The sequence below is a fragment of the uncultured Photobacterium sp. genome, assembly GCF_947502415.1.
Taxonomy (GTDB): domain Bacteria; phylum Pseudomonadota; class Gammaproteobacteria; order Enterobacterales; family Vibrionaceae; genus Photobacterium.
The window spans coordinates 94,872-114,062 of record NZ_CANMZV010000010.1; the positions used below are offsets into that span (position 1 = coordinate 94,872).

Sequence of the window (19,191 nt, forward strand, 5' to 3'; positions counted from 1 at the left end):
GGAATATACATCCAAACAGTAGTGATAGCAATTATCATTTACATTGTTATTTGTGGCTGGTAGCATCCCTCGTCTCAAGACTCCTTATTGCTCCTAATTCAAATAAGAGCCAGATATAGTTATGAAAATAATAAAAATTCAACACATTTTGTTAACAGCAGGGATGGCTGTGACAGGATTTGCTGCAAGTTCTGTTTATGCTGCATCTGATGTAGAGAGTAACGAACATCCCGAAAAAGAGATACAAGAGGTTGTTGTCGTTGATCAGGCGGATGATGGCCTGACATCAAAAGCGATCATTGACCGTGAAACAATCCGAAATACGCCGGACGGAAACGGCAATATGACGGATCTACTAAAGTCGAACGTGAATGTGCGTTTCGAAAAAGATGCCGAAAATGGTTTCCAGAATGGTGAAATTAAACCTGCCGGTGTTTCAATTAATGGTGCACCAAGCAGCCAGACGGCGTATATGGTCGATGGTATTAATATTAATAACGATATTGACCCACTAGGAACACTGAATTCAGACGGTGTAGGTGTTCTACCTGGTTCGAGCTCTGAGCAGGCGTATTTTTATGATTCATCGATGATTGGCAGCGTTACTGTTTATGACAGTAATGTACCTGCGAGTTTAGGTGGCTTTACCGGTGGTGCTATTGTTGCCGAAAGTTTGTTCTATTCTGGTGTCGATCGAGTTGGTGTTAATTACCGTACTACAAATCATCATTTAGCTGAAATGCAGATTGATGACACGGTTAGAAAAGAATATGAAAAAGCGTCTGGTACTTATGATGCTGAGCTTCAGCCTAAATATAAAAAGGATTTCGTAAATCTTGTTATCGAACAAGGTTTGACTGATGAGCTTGGTATGGTCGTGGGAGTAAGCCGTCGCGAATCAGACATTACTCAAAATCGTGTTGTTGATAAGGAAGGTACAATCGATGAGCAGGAACAAACTCGCCTGATTGATAATGTGATGGTTAACTTCCGTTGGCAACCAGTTGCCGATAAGAAGTTGGATCTTAGCCTACGATATTCTGCATATGAATCGGGGCAGTTTTATGACGATTTCGTTCAGAATAATTTTGTCGATCAACATCGTGCGTATGGTGCCACAGTAAGTTGGCAGCAACCGATTGTGACCGGTTTGTTGACGACAACGGCATCTTATGATGATTTTAATGATAGCCGTGATTCAAATAGTGCGAAGGTCATAGAAGCTTATGTTGATGATAAAATATACCGTGATGGTGGCTATGGTGATAGTGAATTAAGGCAGCGGAATGCAACTGTAAAAATTGACTACAAATCGAATTCGTTTAATGCTCTAGGTTTGCAACATCGTGTGACGAGTGGTTTATCAGTAACAGAGACAAAATACAATTTTAAACGCTTTGGTGATGTACATCAGACAATGACTTTATCAATCCCTGGTTGGGGGGAGAGTGTTGATCATCATGACATTGCTTTTAAAGGCACTGTAACTACAGATTACCGAAGTTATTCTGCGTACATTGATAACAGCATGGCGGTGGGTAATTGGTCTTTCCGTCCTGGTGTACGTGTTGAGCGTGATGATTATTTAGAAAACTTGAATGTTGCACCACGTTTTTCTACTACATGGCAAGCATTGTCGAATACACGCTTTATTGCAGGAGCTAACCGTTATTATGGGCGTTCTTTTGCTGCAATGAAGCTTTCTGAAGGCGTAACTGAATTAAGCAAAGACACTACTCGTCGGTTTGAAGATATTAAAAACTTTAAAACACCGCATGCAGATGAGCTAACTTTTGGTGTTGATCAGAACATTGGTAACTTTACTCTTGCTGCTCGTTATATTTGGCGTGAAAACAAAGATCGCCTGATTCTGCGTAGAACCAATACACTGGATGGTAAGAAGCTGGATGAATACATTAATGGTGAAGACTATCACGTTGATGTGTACACTTTGCAAATCAGCAACATTCAGCCGTGGGTTATTGGCTCGACATTGTGGAATACGACATTAGGCTTTGACTGGTTAAATACCGATCGCGATGACCTGAAGGCAAATCAGGACCCAAATGAGCCTGTGAGTCTCGATGGTAAAGACATGACATTGCGAGAGATGGAAGCGCAAATAAACAGCAGTCAAGAAGAGTGGAATATTCGTCTTGGTCTGGATATGAAACTTCCAGAGCATGAGCTTACTTGGAGTAATAAGGTTTATATCAAGGCGCCTGTTCAGGGCTACGAAGAAGTCGGTGAATTTACGCCTCGCAGATATAAGAGCTATAAGTTTGATGCTCATACCCAATGGGATACCCAACTGCGCTGGCAGCCATCAACTTGGCTGAGTCAGGATATTTATTTCCAAGCCGATTTGCTGAATGTATTGAATGAAACTCGTCGTTTTGGCACTCAGGCAAATAGTGGTAATGGTGATTACGGTCTGTACTCTCCTGGCCGTCAGCTATGGCTGGAAGTGGGTTATAACTTCTAATTCGTTTTATTAATCAATAAACCTAAGCTCTGCACAATATAGTGCAGAGCTTATTGTCGTTTTTATCTAGAAGCTTAAATTATGCAGCTGAATAATCTTATTACGCTCTCGAATCGGCATTTTTTACTGCAGGTTTGGAATTTAGCGTCGCCTTATTGGAAAAGCCATGAGAAATGGCTGGCGCGTATTTTACTTGTAACCATTATTGCCCTTAACTTTGGTACGGTTCAGCTTGCTGTTTTATACAGTGACTGGAACCGGGACTTTTTTAATTTAATGCAAAACAAAGAGTGGCATAATTTCTGGCCGCTGTTGGGTAATTTTGTCTGGATCATGGGTATCTTCACCTTGGTTGACTTGGGTGAGGATTATCTGCGTCGTACGCTTCGAATTCGCTGGCGTCGTTGGTTAACCGATGCATATTTAAGTCAGTGGCTTAAAGATAATCGTTTATTCCGCCATCAGGCAATGAAAGGCGCAACGGATAACCCGGATCAACGTATAACAAATGATATAAAAGAGTTTTGTGACAGCACATTAAGTATGGGGCTAGGGCTTCTTCGTACTGTTACAAGCTTATTCTCATTTGTGGTTATTCTTTGGAACCTTTCCGGTCAGTTGGAATTTGAATTTGCTGGCAGTGAATGGGTTATTTCTGGTTATATGGTTTGGGTGGCAATTTTATATTCCATTGTCGGAACCTGGTTGACCCATAAAGTCGCTAAGCCGTTAACTAAATTAAATTTTGAACAGGAAAGGCACGAGGCTAACTTCCGTTTTCATTTAATGCGCGTTCGTGAACATGCTGAATCGATTACCTTGCAAAATGGCGAAAATGCCGAACGTAACAGGGCTGGTGGTTTATTTGAGCGTGTATGGCAAAACTGGCAGCAACTGACCATGATGAAGCTTCGCTATAACGCATTTAATAGCGGTTATAACGAGGTCGCACGTATTTTCCCGTACTTGGTCGCAGCGCCGCGATTAATGAGTGGTGCGCTTCAACTGGGTGACATGATGCAGACAGCCACAGGTTTCTATCGTGTACAAGAAGCGTTCAGTTGGTTTGTCGACTCTTATGAATCAGTTGCTGAGTGGAAAGCGGTTACCGACCGATTAATTAATTTCCATGTTCAGTTAGAACAATTGCCGGACTCAAGCGTTTCGATTCAACCAGGCCAGGAACCACGATGGGAAAATCTGTCGGTGATTAACCCTGAGGCTGAAGTCTTGTTTGATGCCGGAACGGGCGCATTTGAAGTCAATACAATGATCAGCGGCCCTTCGGGTTGCGGTAAAAGTACATTATTCCGAACTTTGGCGGGGATCTGGCCGTTTAAGCAAGGGCAGGTTGTGATGCCGCAAGATAGCAGCTGCATGTTTATTCCTCAGCGTGGCTATTTACCTCATGCTTCTATGCGCGAAGTGCTGAGCTACCCACAGTCGGCAGAACAATGGAGTGATGATGTTTTTGTCGGTGCCCTGAATGCGGTTGGTCTATCAAAGATAAGTGCAGATATCGACGCAACGGAGCTATGGCAGCATCGCTTGTCTGGTGGTGAGCTGCAACGGGTGATGATTGCTCGTGCCTTGGTGCATCAACCGGACTGGCTATTCCTTGACGAGGCACTTTCAGCCATAGATGAAGACAGTGAGCAAGCCATGTATGCCCTTTTAGAAGAGCAGCTTGGTTCTACTCGCGTAATCTCAATCAGCCACCGTTCAAGCTCTGTGAACTGGCATAAACACCATCTGACGGTATGTAAACAGAAGAATCTGTTGGTGAAGGAAGTCGTATGTTAAAGAAGTTGTTGTGTACTGTACTGTGTTTTTCGCTGCTTTCTTGTGCCAGCGTCAGTACCCAATATGCACAGTTGCCTTATCATAATTTGGTCGAAAAAGGCGAGTTGGATAATGGTTTTAAGTATTATCTGGCGCCAAATGCAAAGCCAGATGATCGTGTTTATATCCGCTTGGTCGTCAATGCTGGTTCAATGAACGAAGATGACGACCAAAGTGGTGTGGCTCATATTGTCGAGCATATGGCATTTAACGGAACGGAGAATTATCCGGGAAATAGCCTGATCGACGAGCTGGAAAAGGTGGGTATGAAGTTCGGTGTTGATATTAATGCATTTACCGACTTTGAAAATACGGTTTATATTCTTAACCTGCCAAGTAATGAACCAGAGATGATCAGTTTGGCAATGGATATTGTTGCCGAGTGGACTGGCCGGGTAACTTTCCTGCAGGCAGATCTTGATGCCGAGCGCGGGGTAGTTATGGAAGAGTGGCGTAGTCGCCTTGGCCCGCAACTGCGCCTTGCTGATAAAAAGTCGGCGGTGGAAATGGTGGGATCGCGCTATTTGCAGCGTGATCCGATTGGTGATGTTTATACCATCAATAATGTTGCGGTCGATCGTGTCGCAGATTTTTACTACCGCTGGTACCGGGCAGATAATATGTCGCTGGTGGTGGCTGGTGATGTTGATGGTAATCAGATCAAACAGCTGATCAGTGAAAAATTCTCGTATTTGAAAAAGCCGGAAAAGGCAATGGAGCCGATTGATTACTCTGTGCCGGTTCCTCAAAAATGGCGAGTTGCGTCAGTAACTGAAGCAAGCCGTGCTGATTCTTCACTGGAATTTAGTTTCTTTACTCCTTACGAAGAAGATAATTCGTTCACGGCGTATCAGCAGAGCTTTATTAAAAATATTGCGACTAAGCTGCTAAATATTCGTTTTCAGGAGTGGCAGGAGAAAGAGTCAGAACTGATAAATAGTGCGACCTATTTCTCAACCAGCCTGGGCCGTGAAACATCGCAGGATCTGTTTTCCATTCAGCTAGCCGAACCTGAATTTGAGCGGTCAGCGAAAGCACTGTTTGCGATGTTGGCACAAATTAAACAACATGGCTTTTTAGCGTCAGAATTTGAGGGTGAAATCGAGCGAATTGATGCATTGTTTGCCCGTCGTGAAAAGGCCATGGAGTCGCCGTACAGTATCGATCTGGTCAGCGATATGGTTGACAGTGCTGCTACGGGCCAGTTGATTTTGAGTGATGAGGTACAGCTCAAGATAAATAAAGCGCTGTTGAAAGAGGTTACGCTGGAACAGGTTAATGCCGCCTTTGCAAAATTGCTTAGTCCGAAAGCTCGTATGTTGATGCTGACTCACCCTAATGGAGAGGTTAAGCAAGGTTTGAGCGTTGAGCAAGCTGAACAGCTATGGCAAACCGCAATGACCGAGCCTCAGCCGCAGTACCAGTTGGAAAAAGTGACGGCCGAATTGCCTGCAGCGCCAAGCAAAGCCGGCGATCTAACGCTGGAGAAAGAGTGGCCTGCGTTGGGGATTAAGGAATACCGTTTGAGCAACGGTTCGAAGCTGATCTACAACTATAGCGATAGCACCCCAAATGAAGTGCATTTCAAAATGTACACTGATGGCGGTTTAATGTCGGTGCCGGCGGAAGATTATTCCAAAGTAAAAATCGCTGCTGAAGTTGTGGATGAGTTTGGTATGGGCTCGCTAAGCCGTAAAGAGCTTCGTACCATCATGGATGGCCGACCAATCGCGTTCACAACTATTTTGGATGATCACCAGCAAGGTTTTTCTGGCTGGAGCCGCAGTAGCGATATTGATACTTTGTTTAAGCTGTTCCGCCTGAAACATGAGGAAGTGGTTGTTACGGATGCAATCGTCGCGGAATACAAGCGTGATATGGTGCGGCGCTTATCGGAAGCATCCCGTGATGCTGAAGATGTGTTTGCCCGTAAGGTATCTGCACTGCGTTATCCGGAACAACCAACGGTTTATAGCCTGACGAAGCAGGATGTTGAATCGGTTAACCGTCAAAGCTTAATTGCTGCCTATCAGCAATATGTTTTATCGAAGACTGATTACACCTATTACATTGTTGGTGATATCAAAGAGAGCCTGTTGCTGCCGAAAGTAAAACGTTATTTAGCATCATTACCCGTTAAAACGCAGAACCGTGAAATGCGTAAGTTTGACGTTGTGTCACCGAAAGAACGTTTGGTCGTGAACAAAAACCAAGAGCCAAGCTCGGAAGTTGAGATTTACCTGAGCTGGAAGACGCCTTGGAGCCTGGAGAAGAACTATCAGTTAGATGTGGCTGGCGATCTTGTGCAGCAAGAGTTGCGTCAGGTTCTGCGTGAAGAGGCATCAGGTGTGTACGGTGTGAGTAGCTGGTTCTGGCAGGAACCGGATGATGAGCATGCGGTAGGCCGGATCAGCTTTACGTGTGCGCCTGAAAGGGTTGATGAGCTAATCCAGTTAACGGACAAGGTGCTGGCGCAGGTTAAGCGTGATGGTATTTCTGAACAAGGACTAGATAATATTAGATACCAGCGTAAAGACCGCTATCAGCGCTTGATTAAATCTAATTTGGGCTGGCTGGATGTTATTAGCCAAAGCTATTCCCGTTATGGTGTTCCGACTGAGATTTATGCACAGGAAAAGCTGAATGAACAATTGGAAAAGAGCATTGTTGATAAAACATTATTGGAAATGCTCAACCATAGTGAGCGTTTTGAAGCCGTTCTGATGCCGAAAGATGATAGATCAAATAGTTAAATGACGTTGATTTTGCTTTATTTTTATTCAAAGCATCAAAAAGAGTGATGACTTTGTTTGAATGTTGAGCAGTTGGATGGTTAAGGTCTTTACAGTAATTAAAGTGCTGTGTATTATTCGCCGCACTTACGGAGAGATGGCTGAGTGGTTGAAAGCACCGGTCTTGAAAACCGGCATACGTTTGTAGCGTATCTAGGGTTCAAATCCCTATCTCTCCGCCACATTCTAGAAGTTGGCTAATAGCTGGGCTTCGTACAGAATTGGAGCGGTAGTTCAGTTGGTTAGAATACCGGCCTGTCACGCCGGGGGTCGCGGGTTCGAGTCCCGTCCGCTCCGCCACTACAACGAAGCCTCAGTCGAAAGACTGGGGCTTTTTTGTATGTGTTGAATTTGATTGACATAATTACCCGGTATGAATTGACCAAATCCTTTCTGATATCTTTCCACGGGAAAAGTGTTGCGGTGTATGCTTAATAGGGAGAAGTAAGTTCTAATAGCAGGCTGAAAGCCGGAAAGTACAATGAGCCACAACAGTAATTTTGAACTGATCTGCGACAAAGGTGCACCGATCAAAGCATGGGTTAAAGGCGTTTTCTTCGAAGAGCAAGCCCGTCAACAGGTTCTCAACGTCGCAACTCTTCCCATTATATATAAATGGATTGCAGTAATGCCCGACGTACACATGGGTAAAGGTGCTACCATCGGGAGTGTTATTCCTACCGTCAAAGCCATAATTCCAGCCGCAGTAGGTGTCGATTTAGGTTGTGGCCTTATCGCTTCTCGGCTGAATTTAACAGCAGCCCAGTTACCAGAAAACTTAAAAGAAATCAGAACTGCCATTGAAAAGGCTGTTCCGGTTGGTAGAACCCATCATGGTAATGCTCGGCGTGACCAGGGTGCTTGGCATAGTATTCCCCCTATGGTGGCGGCCGAGTGGAAAAAGCTGGAGCCCGGATTTAAAGCGATTGTTGCGAAGCACCCAGCGATCGCTGATTCTAACAATGTTAACCACCTTGGAACGCTAGGAACGGGAAACCATTTTATTGAGCTGTGCCTTGATGAAAATAATCAAGTGTGGATCATGCTTCACAGTGGCTCTCGTGGTGTAGGTAATAAAATCGGTACATATTTTATTAATCTGGCCCGAAAAGATATGGGCAGGCAGCTTAGTAATTTGCCAGACAAGGATCTAGCCTACCTAAAAGAGGGATCACAGCACTTTGATGATTATGTGGCTGCTGTTCAGTGGGCGCAGGAGTACGCCTTAGTTAACCGACGTATCATGGCACAAAGGGTGGTTGATGCAATTCGCTCTGTTTTGCCGATACCGATAGAAGTGACTGAGGAGGCGGTGAACTGTCACCATAACTATGTGCAGCAGGAGCTGCATTATAACAAGCAAGTATGGATCACGCGCAAAGGAGCCATTAGTGCAAGGAAAGGCGAATTGGGAATTATCCCCGGTTCAATGGGGGCAAGTTCTTTTATTGTGCGTGGGCTTGGTAATCCCGAGAGCTTTAATAGTTGCAGTCATGGTGCCGGCCGGGTGATGTCTCGCACCCAAGCGAGGAAAACATTCACCGTAGAAGATCAAATTCGGGATACGGCAGGTGTGGAATGCCGCAAAGACGCAGAGGTGGTCGACGAGCACCCCAAAGCGTATAAGCCGATAATGAGTGTGTTAGACGCGCAAAATGATCTGGTTGAAATTGTACACTCTTTACACCAACTAGTGTGTGTAAAAGGCTAGATGAAATTTTAATATCTCTACTACGAGCCTCTGTCTGGTCTGGCTACCGAATTAAGCGGTGTTAGCCAGACCATAGCAGCATTATTAACGTGAGCGTTGTTATAACAAGACGATCTTGTTGGCTTCACACTCGGCAATCATTTCATCTGGCCAGATAGAAGATTGGACTTCTCCAATGTGTACTTTCTGCAAGAAGAACATACAAATGCGTGACTGACCAATCCCTCCGCCGATGGTATAAGGCAGTGATTTGTCTAAGACCATGCTGTGGAACGGCAGTGATGCGCGATCTTCACAGCCGGCAATGGCCAACTGCTCAGCCAGACTCTCTTCACAGACACGAATCCCCATAGAGGAAAGTTCCAGCGCGCTATCCAATACCGGGTTCCAGAACAACAGGTCACCGTTCAGATTCCAGTCATCATAATCCGGAGCCCGACCATCATGCCTTTCACCGTTCGATAGTGTATGGCCGATATTTTGAATAAATACTGCGCCATGTTCTTTGCAGATGGCATTTTCCCGCTCTTTTGGCGTCAAATACGGGTATTTTTCCAGTAATTCTTGTGAGGTAACAAATGTCAGCTTTGATGGAAGCCGTTTTTCTAATACTGGATATTCCTGATAGATGTAGTTTTCAGTTTTAAGGAATGCGTTATAGATTTTTTCTACGGTTGTATGCAAGTAGGCGTCATGACGCATCGATTTATCGAGTACTTTTTCCCAATCCCACTGATCGACATAGATAGAGTGAATATTGTCGAGTTCTTCGTCTCGGCGAATAGCATTCATATCCGTGTATAGGCCTTCGTCTTTTTGGAAACCATAGCGTTCCAGCGCCATACGCTTCCATTTTGCCAACGAGTGAACGATTTCTACTCGAGCGCCATTGTCGTCCAACAAATCGAAATCCACCGGACGCTCGGTGCCGCTAAGGTTGTCATTCAGCCCGGTTTCTGGTTTGACGAACAGAGGGGCAGAAACCCGCGTCAGATACAGCTCGTAAGCTAAGGCGTCTTCGAAATAGTCTTTAAGCTTTTTGATTGCAACTTCCGTATCGCGCAGTCCCAGTCGCGGTTGGTAATTTTCTGGCACATCCAGTCTCATGGAGCATTCCTTAGCTATTGATTTATATATTTTTATTACGGGAACATTACGATATATAAATTGCAGCGTCCATTATTTTGTTAACATTATTTTGCTTATAGTGCTCGAATTTTGCGTTTTCACACTATAAATTTAGTTAGTTTAAACTTAGGTAGCCCCTTTGGCCGTTACACGATCACATTGGTTAGAGGCTGATTAAACGCAATGTTAGTAAAGCGTCTAAAGCTTGCGAGAACAGGTGTTAGATAGCTTGCTAACGCTGTCACTCATTTCACCCGTTGTGAACTAATAATTTCTTCATCAACCCAATGAAGTAGCTGTTTGATCGCTCTTGATAAGACCTGATTTTGCCGGACGATATAACCTAGGCTGGTGGTTGGAAATTCTGGCAAGGGCGAAATCGCTGTTTGCAGGTTAAGTTTTGGGTGTAGTGAGAACTCTGGAACAATGGCTACCCCGAACCCCGCTTCCGCCCAGTCTATCTGGGCATCGACACTGCCGACTTCCATTACTCGATATTTCGGTAGATTCAGCTTGGGTAAGGCTGAATCGATCAGATCCCGTGTTCGGGTATCGTGACCGAGTAGGATCAGCGTCGGTTCTTCGTTGTTGTCGCCAAATTTTCCTTGTTGCCACTCCTTGAGCCCGTCACCGAGGGCACACCATTTGACTTGCTGAAGCTCAGTAAAATGTAGAGGCTGACTTTCCTTCTGCGCCATTACGAAGCCTAAGTCCGCCTTGGCACTTTTGACTAGCTCGGCCGCCTGCGAAGAGGTGGTGTTTAGCAGGGAGAGGTCAATGCCCGGAAATTCCTGCTTAAACAACTGGAATGGGCCTATTAGTAGTAACCGGGAGATGATATCGCTGGCTGCTATAGTCAGGGTTCCTTGGCACAGGTCGTTGATGGCATTGAGATCAGCTTGGCAGATCTGTAGCTCCATCAAGGTATTCTGCGCACTTTGGAGTAAGCGTTCACCAGCCTGAGTTAACCTGAAAGGATTGCGTTCGATGAGCTTGACCCGAGTTGTCTGCTCTAGCTGCTTGATATGAAGGCTAACATTAGGTTGGGTCATATGAAGCTCATTGGCCGTTTTACCAAAATGTTCAAGTCGGGCAAGGGTCACGAAGGTATTGAGCCAGTGGATATCGAGCATGGAATTCCTGTTTATGAATGCAGATTTCAGGTCGCGAGATGAATGTGTTCTCGCGTCATTCTACGCTTTTGGCAAAATAATCCCATATGAGATTCTTATCAGGGCTATAACGATTATTAATTTTTCTTATTCCAAAGCTGAGCATAGGATATGGGCATTGCTTTTAAGGAGATTAAATCATGTCGTCTATCGTTGTTGTTGGTGCTAACTGGGGTGATGAAGGTAAGGGCCGTATTGTTGACTATTTAGCAGATAGCGCATCGGCAAGTATCCGTTTTCAGGGCGGTAACAATGCGGGTCATACTGTAGTTAACGACTTCGGTACATTTAAGTTGCACCAGCTTCCGAGCGGCGTATTTAATCCAGACTGTATTGCGGTGCTAGGCCCTGGTATGGTGATCAGCCCGGCCCCATTATCTGAAGAAATCGCTGAAGTAAAAGCGGCTGGCGTTAACGTTAAACTGCGAATTTCAGACCGCGCGACACTTTGTCTTCCACTCCACGCTATTGAAGACACCCTTGAAGAAGAGCGCTTAGGTGATGGTGCTTACGGTTCGACACGTCAGGGCATAGCGCCCGCTTATGGCGACCGCGTAATGAAAAAAGGCATTCTGGTTGGTTGGCTGAAGCAACCAGAAGTACTGCGTGAGCGTATTCAGTTCATGTTGGACTGGAAACTGCCGCAGCTTAAGGCTCTGTACCCATCATTTGAGTTTACTCAGACTGCCGAAGAGATGACCCAGTGGCTGCTGGAAGTGTCTGAACCATGGCGCGATGCTATCTGTAACGTTAGTGAGCCACTAAAAGCACTTCAAGCCAAAAATGAAAACCTACTATTCGAAGCTCAGTTAGGTGCTGGCCGTGACCTGGTTTATGGTGAGTATCCATGGACGACTTCATCCAACGTAACAGCAGCCTACGCAGGTATCGGTAGTGGTTTGCCGGCATTGCACCCAGAACGTGTGATAGCAGTTGCTAAGTCATTTAGCTCATCAGTCGGCACCGGCACTTTGATTACGGCGATGGAAGAGCAGGATAATTTCCGTGAAGCCGCGAACGAGTACGGTGCGGTAACTGGTCGTCCTCGTGATATGGGTTATTTCGATGCGATTGCGACTCGTAATGGCGTGGAATTGCAGGCTGCTACAGAAGTGGCGCTGACTAAACTGGATTGCCTGAGCGGTATGAAGGATCTGAAAATCTGTGTTGCTTACGATGGTGATCACAGCGAAAACCCAATCTGGCCACAGACTGCGGAACTGGCTCCTGTTTACGAGCAGATGGAAGGTTGGGAAGAAGACATTACTAGCTGCCGTACTTTTGAAAGCCTGCCAGTTGCAGCGCAGAAGTACGTACAGCGTATTGAAGAACTCATGGGTGTACCGGTCAAAATGATCTCGGTAGGTCCTGAGCGTGAGCAAATGATTAATCGTTAATTGCTCACAATACCTAGGGAAGCACTCAGGCTGGCCAGTAATGGTCAGCCTGTTTGTCTTTATACTTCACTTAAAATAGGCAGTCTTATGAGTAGTATTAATGAGCCATTAGGCCTTATTTTTACCTCAAACGTGTAAAACTATAAAAAAATCAGTGAAAGTGCTTGTTTATTGGTCGGTTGGATGTATTGCCTATTTACAATGACCGAAGTGCTGCGTATTATTCGCAGCACTTACGGAGAGATGGCTGAGTGGTTGAAAGCACCGGTCTTGAAAACCGGCATACGTTTGTAGCGTATCTAGGGTTCAAATCCCTATCTCTCCGCCACATTCTAGAAGTTGGATGTTTAACATCGGGCTTCACACAGAATTGGAGCGGTAGTTCAGTTGGTTAGAATACCGGCCTGTCACGCCGGGGGTCGCGGGTTCGAGTCCCGTCCGCTCCGCCACTACATGAAGGCTTAGTCGAGAGACTAAGCCTTTTTTGTATGGAACTTCCGCTTCCATTCGCGACTCCTTTTCTTTAGCCATCCTGACTTATAGCGTTTTCTATTTAGGTCGGGAAATCTCTGATTTAGATACTCTTACCTGCAAACTCACTCGTACTAAAGAAAAGTTTTTTAATTGCTTTAAAACACCGTTCAAAACTGATAAAACTATCTGGATTATTTGTGCGATGAATATTGTTGTTGATTAAATTACCAATAATTTCATTGTCTTAACGTGTTGTGCTTGCAGGTTTTTAATATGGAAATAAAAAGGTTAGTTAGATTTTGGGGCGTTATACTTGCCACAGTAATGCTCGTTGCCTGTGAGCGAGCATCAGAGCCGCAACAGTTACAAGCGGATGACCAATGGATTCAGGGGCTCCTGGAAAATGGAATGCAATATCATCTGCGTTCTGTTGATGGGGAAAAAGTCTCCTTTCGTCTTTTGGTTCATACTGGAGCGGTGAATGAAACTGCTGCTCAGGCTGGTTATGCGCACTTTCTAGAGCACATGGCTCTACTTGGTGGGGAGAGTTTTGGTGCTGAGCGGGTTGAAGAGATGTTTGCGGAAGCTGGCGTTTCGTTCGGTAATGATTTAAATGCTTACACCAGTCATGAAACAACTCATTATCAAATCGACCTTCCAAATAATAAAAAGATTGAAAGTGCAATTACCTGGCTGAGTGATATCGCTACCGGGAAGTTAACGTTAGATCCGGCTCTGATTGAAAATGAGAAAGGGGCTGTGCTAGGTGAGTTTCGATTTGCGCAGCTGGATGACAAATCAGCAGATCTGAAAGTTTTCGAAGCTCTTCTGCAAGGTAGTGAGTACGAAGGGCGTGAGGTGCTTGGTACGAAGGAAAATATTAAAAAGCTCGATCGTGAAAGTCTGATGACGTTTTATCGGGCGAATTACTTGCCTGAAAAAACAGAGCTTATTGTTAGCGGTGATATCAATCGTAAACAGCTTGAACCTATGATAATTAAGTATTTTGGTTCAAAAACAAACAATGCAGGTAAGTCTGAGCTGGCAGCATCAAGTACTGACAAAAAAGGTATTGCGCCACTGAAAACTGAGCCGCTGTTTGTATCAGGTTCTGCGGGTCAGCAGCCTGCGTTGGCATTGTTGACAGAGCTCAGTGATCGTCAGGTAACGACAGAATCAAACTATCAGACGATGCTGATGGAGCAAACCGTGATGCAGGCGATTGCGGGACGCCTGAATGATCGTCGGATGGAAACTCAGGCTCCGTTACTTAATATTTTCGTTGATCGATCGCTGGTTATTAATCGTTATTTTGGTTACATCGTTGCTGAGTTTACCGAATCAGATCGTTTACCCGCGCAGAAGTTTGTTGCTGAAGAGCTGGCTTCTCTACGTGATCATGGGGTCAGTAACGTTGAGCTGACCACGATCAGACAAACCTGGCAAAATGATATTAATAATCTGGATACCAATTGGTTAAATAAGAATGCTGTTGATTACGCCGAAGATCGTCTTTATTCACTGATTGATGATTATACATTGTTGGACAAAGAGGCTGCTCGTTATCAGATGCAGCAATTTGTGAAAAGGCTTAGTAAGAAGCAACTGGACAAGGCAATCAAAGACTACCTAGTGTCTGAAGCTAAGTCGGTATTTGTGTATACGAGGGAAGGAAATTCTGAACCTGCTAAACAGTCATATTCATTGTTCAGCGAGCAGCTTGCGGCTTCCGGAAAGATGTTAGTCTCTGGGGCATCAGCTTCAGATGAGTTTCCATCGCCGGAGAAAGGCGGTGAGATTGCCTCCTATACCGCTATTGAGCCGACCTTGCATCGTTGGATGCTGGAGAATGGTATTGAAGTTTGGTTAAGACAGATGCCGGAAGCCGGAGATAATGTATTTCTTTATATGATGTCTTCAGGAGGTTTGGCTGCATTACCGCCAGAGCTTCGTCATGCTGGTGACATGGTTGATGCTGTATTTGCACGTAGTGGATTAGCAGGCATCAGTGCCACAGATTTTGATAAGTTGCTGCAACGTCATAATACGTATCTAGAGCCTGTGGTATGGCCGACCTCACATGGTGTTTACAGTGATACATCCAGAGATGAATTGCCATTTGCTTTATCCGTATTGTATCAGGCGATGACGTCTGTAAGGCTGGACGAATCACAGTTTGTCTCTGTTCGTAAAGAGCTGGCTATTAAACAGGATAACTGGCTGGCATCTCCACAAGGGATCTTTGTCAGACGCCTTGTTGGTACATTATTTCCATCGGAAAGCCCGTATCAGGTGATGACAGGAGCGGATTATAAGCAGGTTGAGCCAGTTCAGGTTCAGGCGGTTGTCGATTTATTGATGAAGAAAAACCGCAATTTTAAGCTAGTGGTGAGTGCAGACATTTCATCAGAAGAATTTGCCGGTTTGATCAAGCGTTACATTGGTGGTATTTCACTGGAGCCGGCAACGCCTGTTACTGATTACAAAACCAGCCCTAAAGTCTCCGTTGCGTCAATTGAAGTTCCAGAAGCGGTCGATAACACAGTTAATTACCTGTTTAGCCTGATGTCAGAGGGTGAGCCGAAGACGACTCGGGACAGGTTTACCGTCGATCTCGTCTATCGTTTACTGAATAAAAGATACTTTGATGTGCTTCGTAATGCTGAAGGTTTGAGTTATGACCCTTATGTTAACCTGACCTGGTTTGATGGCAGCGGACAGGCGATTGTGGAATTCAATATTAATGCCTCGCCGGATAAGCTGGAAGCTGTTAGAAAAAGCACTAATCAAGTTATTGAGAAGGCAAGAAAAGGTTTTACAGAGGCTGAATTAAATATTGCTAAATCTCAGTTGGCGGCAGATCTTAAGTCAGGGCTTACGGATGCCCATGAACAAGCTCGGATGCTGAGCAGTTATCTGCTGTTTGATGCCGATCCACAAGCGGTGCTTCATCCTGAGCAAATCATATCGACTCTGAAATTGGATGAAGTCAATGCGCTGGCTGAACGCCTGATAGGCAAACAGACCCAGCAGATGGAAGCGATGCTGACACCCAAAGATCGTAAAACAGCGGTATGATCTTTATTGGCTCATGATAAATAAGTTCTGAATGACTGATTAAAAAAGCCCCGGAAACTTTATTTATCGGGGCTTTCTTTTGTTTTTTGTGGCTTTTAGCTCTTCAGTAGCTGCCAGTATTTCTGGTAGATACGTACAGCGCCGCCCACATCGTTGGTGAATTCACCCTTGTTGATATCTTCGTCTTTCGGGAAGATCATAGGGTTTTCCTGTACCTCTTTTGGCAAGAAGTTCTTTGCCTTCTTGTTAGGTGCAGGGAAGCCGAATTCTTCGACAATCTTTGCCTGGTTTTCAGGACGGTAAATAAAGTCGATAAACTTGTGTGCCAGCACTTTGTTTTCGCTACCGGCAGGAATGATAAAGTTATCCATCCACAGGATTGAACCTTCGGTCGGGTAGACAAATTCCAGCTCGTTCATTTCTTGTTTGGCAAGGTAGGCATTACCGTTCCACTGCATACCAACGCTTGCTTCACCCGTTACATAAGGGACATGTGGTGCATCTGAGTTATAGACCACAATGTTTGGACGTAGCTTCAGCAGGTATTCATAAGCCTGCTTGATTTCTGACTCATCTGTGGTGTTGATGCTGTGGCCTTGTGCTTTTAGTGCCATACCGAAAACATCGCGAACATCATCAAGAAGCATTACCTGAAGGGCAAAGTCTTTGTTCCACAAATCTTTCCAGCCGGTTACCTTGCCGTGCTTAACCATATCGGCGTTATAGGAAATGCCGGTTACACCCCAGACGTAAGGAAGAGAGTAATCATTTTTAGGGTCGAATTCCTGTCCCAGTAGTCCTGAATAAACGTCAGCTAAGTTAGGAATTTTCTTTTTATCGATTTTAGCCAGCATCCCTTCGCGGGCCATCTTCTCGATAAAATAGGTAGAGGCAAAAACAACGTCGTAGCCCTTGTTATCAAGCAGTTTTAGCTTGGTATACATGCCTTCGTTGTTTTCAAATGTAGAGTAATTAACGGTGACGTCATATTGCTTCTCGAAAGCTTTCAGAACGTCAGTAGGCATATATTCAGCCCAGTTGTAAACGTTAAGCACATCATTTGCTGCCGAAACATTAAATGCTGATAGTGCGAATGTTAGTGTGCTCACCCCTTTAAGAATTTTATTCATTACTGCGTCGTCCTATCGACTGGTAAAGTCAGAATTGAAGGCGAATCATAGGGGGGGCTATACGTCTGTCAAAGTCGAGAACTCATAAATTTGATATCTGTCACGTTAATAAATTACTTGTCTAATATATGAACCCGTGACACCATGCGCGCGTTTTTTTGTCCATGTATTTTTTGTGAGCAATCGGAATGTCCAAAGACAGTCAATATATCGATAGTTATTATCAGGCGACCATTAACCCATTAGCTGAACAGCCTCAATTAGATCAAGAGGTTGAAGCTGATGTGTGTATTATCGGCGGGGGTATGACAGGTTTGAGTGCAGCCATTGAACTGCGCCAGAAAGGTTATTCAGTGGTCGTACTGGAGTCAAACCGCCTGGCCTGGGCGGGTTCCGGCCGAAATGGTGGCCAATGCCTGGTTGGTTATTGCCTTGGTTTGCGTGAAGTCGATGAAACTTACGGTCCGCAATGGGGCAAGCAGCTTTGGGACCTGTCATGTGAAGCTGTCGATATTGCTCGTGATCGCATTCAGAAATTTAATATCGATTGTGGCTTCCAGGAAGGTTACATCGAGCTGGCGTTGAAAAATAGCCAGGAAAAAGAGCTAAAGTCATGGCTTGAGCTTAAGCAGACCCGTTATAACTACCCAAGTGCAAGCTGGTGGGACAAAGATAAGATCAATGAGGTTGCCCATACAGAACGTTACTTGGGTGGCTTATACGATTCTAATAGTGCCCACATGCACCCGCTTAATTACACCCTGGGTCTGGCTAAAGCGGCGATGGAGCTGGGGGCTTCATTGTATGAAAATAGTGCGGCGGTAAAAATTCAAAAGGGTCAGCCTCATGTTATTAATACAGCAAAAGGCTGCGTGAAGGCTAAGCAGGTACTTCTTGCTTGTAATGCTTATTTGGATGGACTGGATCGCAAAGCACAGAGTGTAGTGCTGCCGGTTGCTTCTTATATTGCAGTGACCGAGCAATTGGGTGACCGTCAGCCAATCAGCAATATGATGGCGATGTCGGATCTGAATAACTGCCTGGATTATTACCGTCCGACACCGGATGGTCGGATCCTGTTTGGTGGTGTAAACCATCCTTTCAACGGTGAATACAGCGATTCAATGGAGCGTTTGCGCCAGCGTATGATCAAGGTGTTCCCTCAGCTGTCTGATGTGAAGATGGAATATCACTGGGGTGGTCTGTTCGCTGTTACCCGTTCCTACATGCCGCAGATTGACCATTTGGGTAATGATATCTATACCGCGCATGGTTATACCGGTCATGGTGTCGGCTTGACGAATATTGCCGGTAAGGTGGTGGCAGAGGCGATGTCTGGTAATGCTGAGCGCTTTGATGTGTTCGCCAAAATTAAACAGGGTTGGATCCCGACGCCGCAGATCTTGCGTACGCCTGCACTGGCGATGGCTATCTGGAAAGCCAAGCTGGAAGATGCGTTGGGAAGCTAATTGCTTTATTTATAGTGAGATCAAAATTCTAAGGGCGGCCTTCTGGCCGCCTTTCTCTTATCTTAAAAAACTGCTGCTTTGCTCAAAAATCCCCCTCAAAAAAAGCTCAAAGCCTCATGATGTAAGGGGAGGAGTTTATCTGGCATCATTTCCTGTTTTTATCCGAAAAGTTATGACAAAGAGCTGGAAGGCTCTTAAGAGCATGCTGGGTTCATCAATTTCGGAAAATTTAATTATTGGTGAAAAGACAGGCAAAGGTTCAGATAAGCGCTATTGTTATTGATGAACGACATCAATAATGTGCTAGGCGCAGTGATCCTCGGTGTGAGTTTCGGGGGACACCAAAATTTCCTGGTCGAGGTGATGAGCTGAACTAACAATTTGAAGCAGTGAAGGCTGATCCTAGTTACCTTCGTATGCTTTACCTCTTTGAGGGATGGATGTACCCGTAGCTTTGAGACAATACGGAAGCTGTTCGTGACAAACATTTCGGATTGTCAGGGGCATCGATTT

Annotated in this window: 11 protein-coding genes and 4 tRNA genes; 12 read left to right on the forward strand and 3 right to left on the reverse strand. The window is 45.0% G+C overall.

The window, feature by feature from the left end; all coding sequences use genetic code 11:
• Positions 1 to 121 precede the first annotated feature (121 nt).
• The 6 genes from Q0852_RS12470 (at position 122) to Q0852_RS12495 (ending at position 8,830) form a co-directional block, all read left to right on the forward strand.
• Positions 122 to 2,485 (forward strand): TonB-dependent siderophore receptor, encoded by a 2,364-nt coding sequence (locus Q0852_RS12470; protein WP_299018373.1) that lies wholly within the window; start codon positions 122 to 124, stop codon positions 2,483 to 2,485.
• Positions 2,486 to 2,566: 81 nt separating this feature from the next.
• The gene (locus Q0852_RS12475) at positions 2,567 to 4,288 is read left to right on the forward strand and encodes an ABC transporter ATP-binding protein/permease (protein ID WP_299018375.1); all 1,722 of its coding nucleotides are present in this window, start codon (positions 2,567 to 2,569) and stop codon (positions 4,286 to 4,288) included.
• Positions 4,282 to 7,080 carry a pitrilysin family protein gene (locus Q0852_RS12480; RefSeq protein ID WP_299018377.1) on the forward strand — a complete coding sequence of 933 codons (2,799 nt, stop codon included), beginning with the start codon at positions 4,282 to 4,284 and terminating at the stop codon, positions 7,078 to 7,080. The genes Q0852_RS12475 and Q0852_RS12480 overlap by 7 nt, the downstream gene beginning before the upstream one ends.
• Before the next feature lie 130 nt (positions 7,081 to 7,210).
• Positions 7,211 to 7,301, forward strand: a tRNA-Ser gene (locus Q0852_RS12485).
• Between the two features lie 41 nt (positions 7,302 to 7,342).
• Positions 7,343 to 7,419 (forward strand) — tRNA-Asp (locus Q0852_RS12490).
• 181 nt (positions 7,420 to 7,600) lie between these two features.
• A complete protein-coding gene (locus Q0852_RS12495; RefSeq protein ID WP_299018379.1) occupies positions 7,601 to 8,830 on the forward strand; it encodes an RtcB family protein in 1,230 nt (409 codons plus the stop codon).
• A gap of 99 nt (positions 8,831 to 8,929) precedes the next feature.
• Here the strand turns inward: Q0852_RS12495 and asnA are convergent, their stop codons facing one another.
• Together asnA and Q0852_RS12505 are read right to left on the reverse strand one after the other, a co-directional pair.
• A complete protein-coding gene (asnA, locus tag Q0852_RS12500) occupies positions 8,930 to 9,937 on the reverse strand; it encodes an aspartate--ammonia ligase (protein WP_299018381.1) in 1,008 nt (335 codons plus the stop codon).
• 266 nt (positions 9,938 to 10,203) lie between these two features.
• Entirely contained in the window at positions 10,204 to 11,091 is an 888-nt protein-coding gene (locus Q0852_RS12505) for a LysR family transcriptional regulator (protein ID WP_299018386.1), read from the reverse strand.
• Positions 11,092 to 11,270: 179 nt separating this feature from the next.
• Between Q0852_RS12505 and Q0852_RS12510 the strand changes: the two genes are divergently transcribed.
• From Q0852_RS12510 to Q0852_RS12525, 4 genes are all read left to right on the forward strand, one after another.
• On the forward strand, positions 11,271 to 12,527 hold the full coding sequence (locus Q0852_RS12510) for an adenylosuccinate synthase (protein WP_299018388.1): 1,257 nt from the start codon (positions 11,271 to 11,273) through the stop codon (positions 12,525 to 12,527).
• A 237-nt stretch (positions 12,528 to 12,764) separates the two neighbouring features.
• Positions 12,765 to 12,855 (forward strand) — tRNA-Ser (locus Q0852_RS12515).
• A 44-nt stretch (positions 12,856 to 12,899) separates the two neighbouring features.
• Positions 12,900 to 12,976 (forward strand) — tRNA-Asp (locus tag Q0852_RS12520).
• A gap of 433 nt (positions 12,977 to 13,409) precedes the next feature.
• Entirely contained in the window at positions 13,410 to 16,079 is a 2,670-nt protein-coding gene (locus tag Q0852_RS12525; RefSeq protein WP_299018390.1) for a pitrilysin family protein, read from the forward strand.
• Positions 16,080 to 16,174: 95 nt separating this feature from the next.
• Here the strand turns inward: Q0852_RS12525 and Q0852_RS12530 are convergent, their stop codons facing one another.
• Entirely contained in the window at positions 16,175 to 17,209 is a 1,035-nt protein-coding gene (locus Q0852_RS12530) for a PotD/PotF family extracellular solute-binding protein (protein WP_299018392.1), read from the reverse strand.
• A 188-nt stretch (positions 17,210 to 17,397) separates the two neighbouring features.
• Here Q0852_RS12530 and Q0852_RS12535 point away from each other — a divergent pair, with 188 nt between their 5' ends.
• Both Q0852_RS12535 and Q0852_RS12540 read left to right on the forward strand, forming a co-directional pair.
• The gene (locus Q0852_RS12535) at positions 17,398 to 18,678 is read left to right on the forward strand and encodes an FAD-binding oxidoreductase (protein ID WP_299018394.1); all 1,281 of its coding nucleotides are present in this window, start codon (positions 17,398 to 17,400) and stop codon (positions 18,676 to 18,678) included.
• Positions 18,662 to 18,961, forward strand: coding sequence for a hypothetical protein (locus Q0852_RS12540; RefSeq protein WP_299018396.1), 300 nt, complete (start codon positions 18,662 to 18,664; stop codon positions 18,959 to 18,961). The genes Q0852_RS12535 and Q0852_RS12540 overlap by 17 nt, the downstream gene beginning before the upstream one ends.
• Positions 18,962 to 19,191 lie beyond the last annotated feature (230 nt).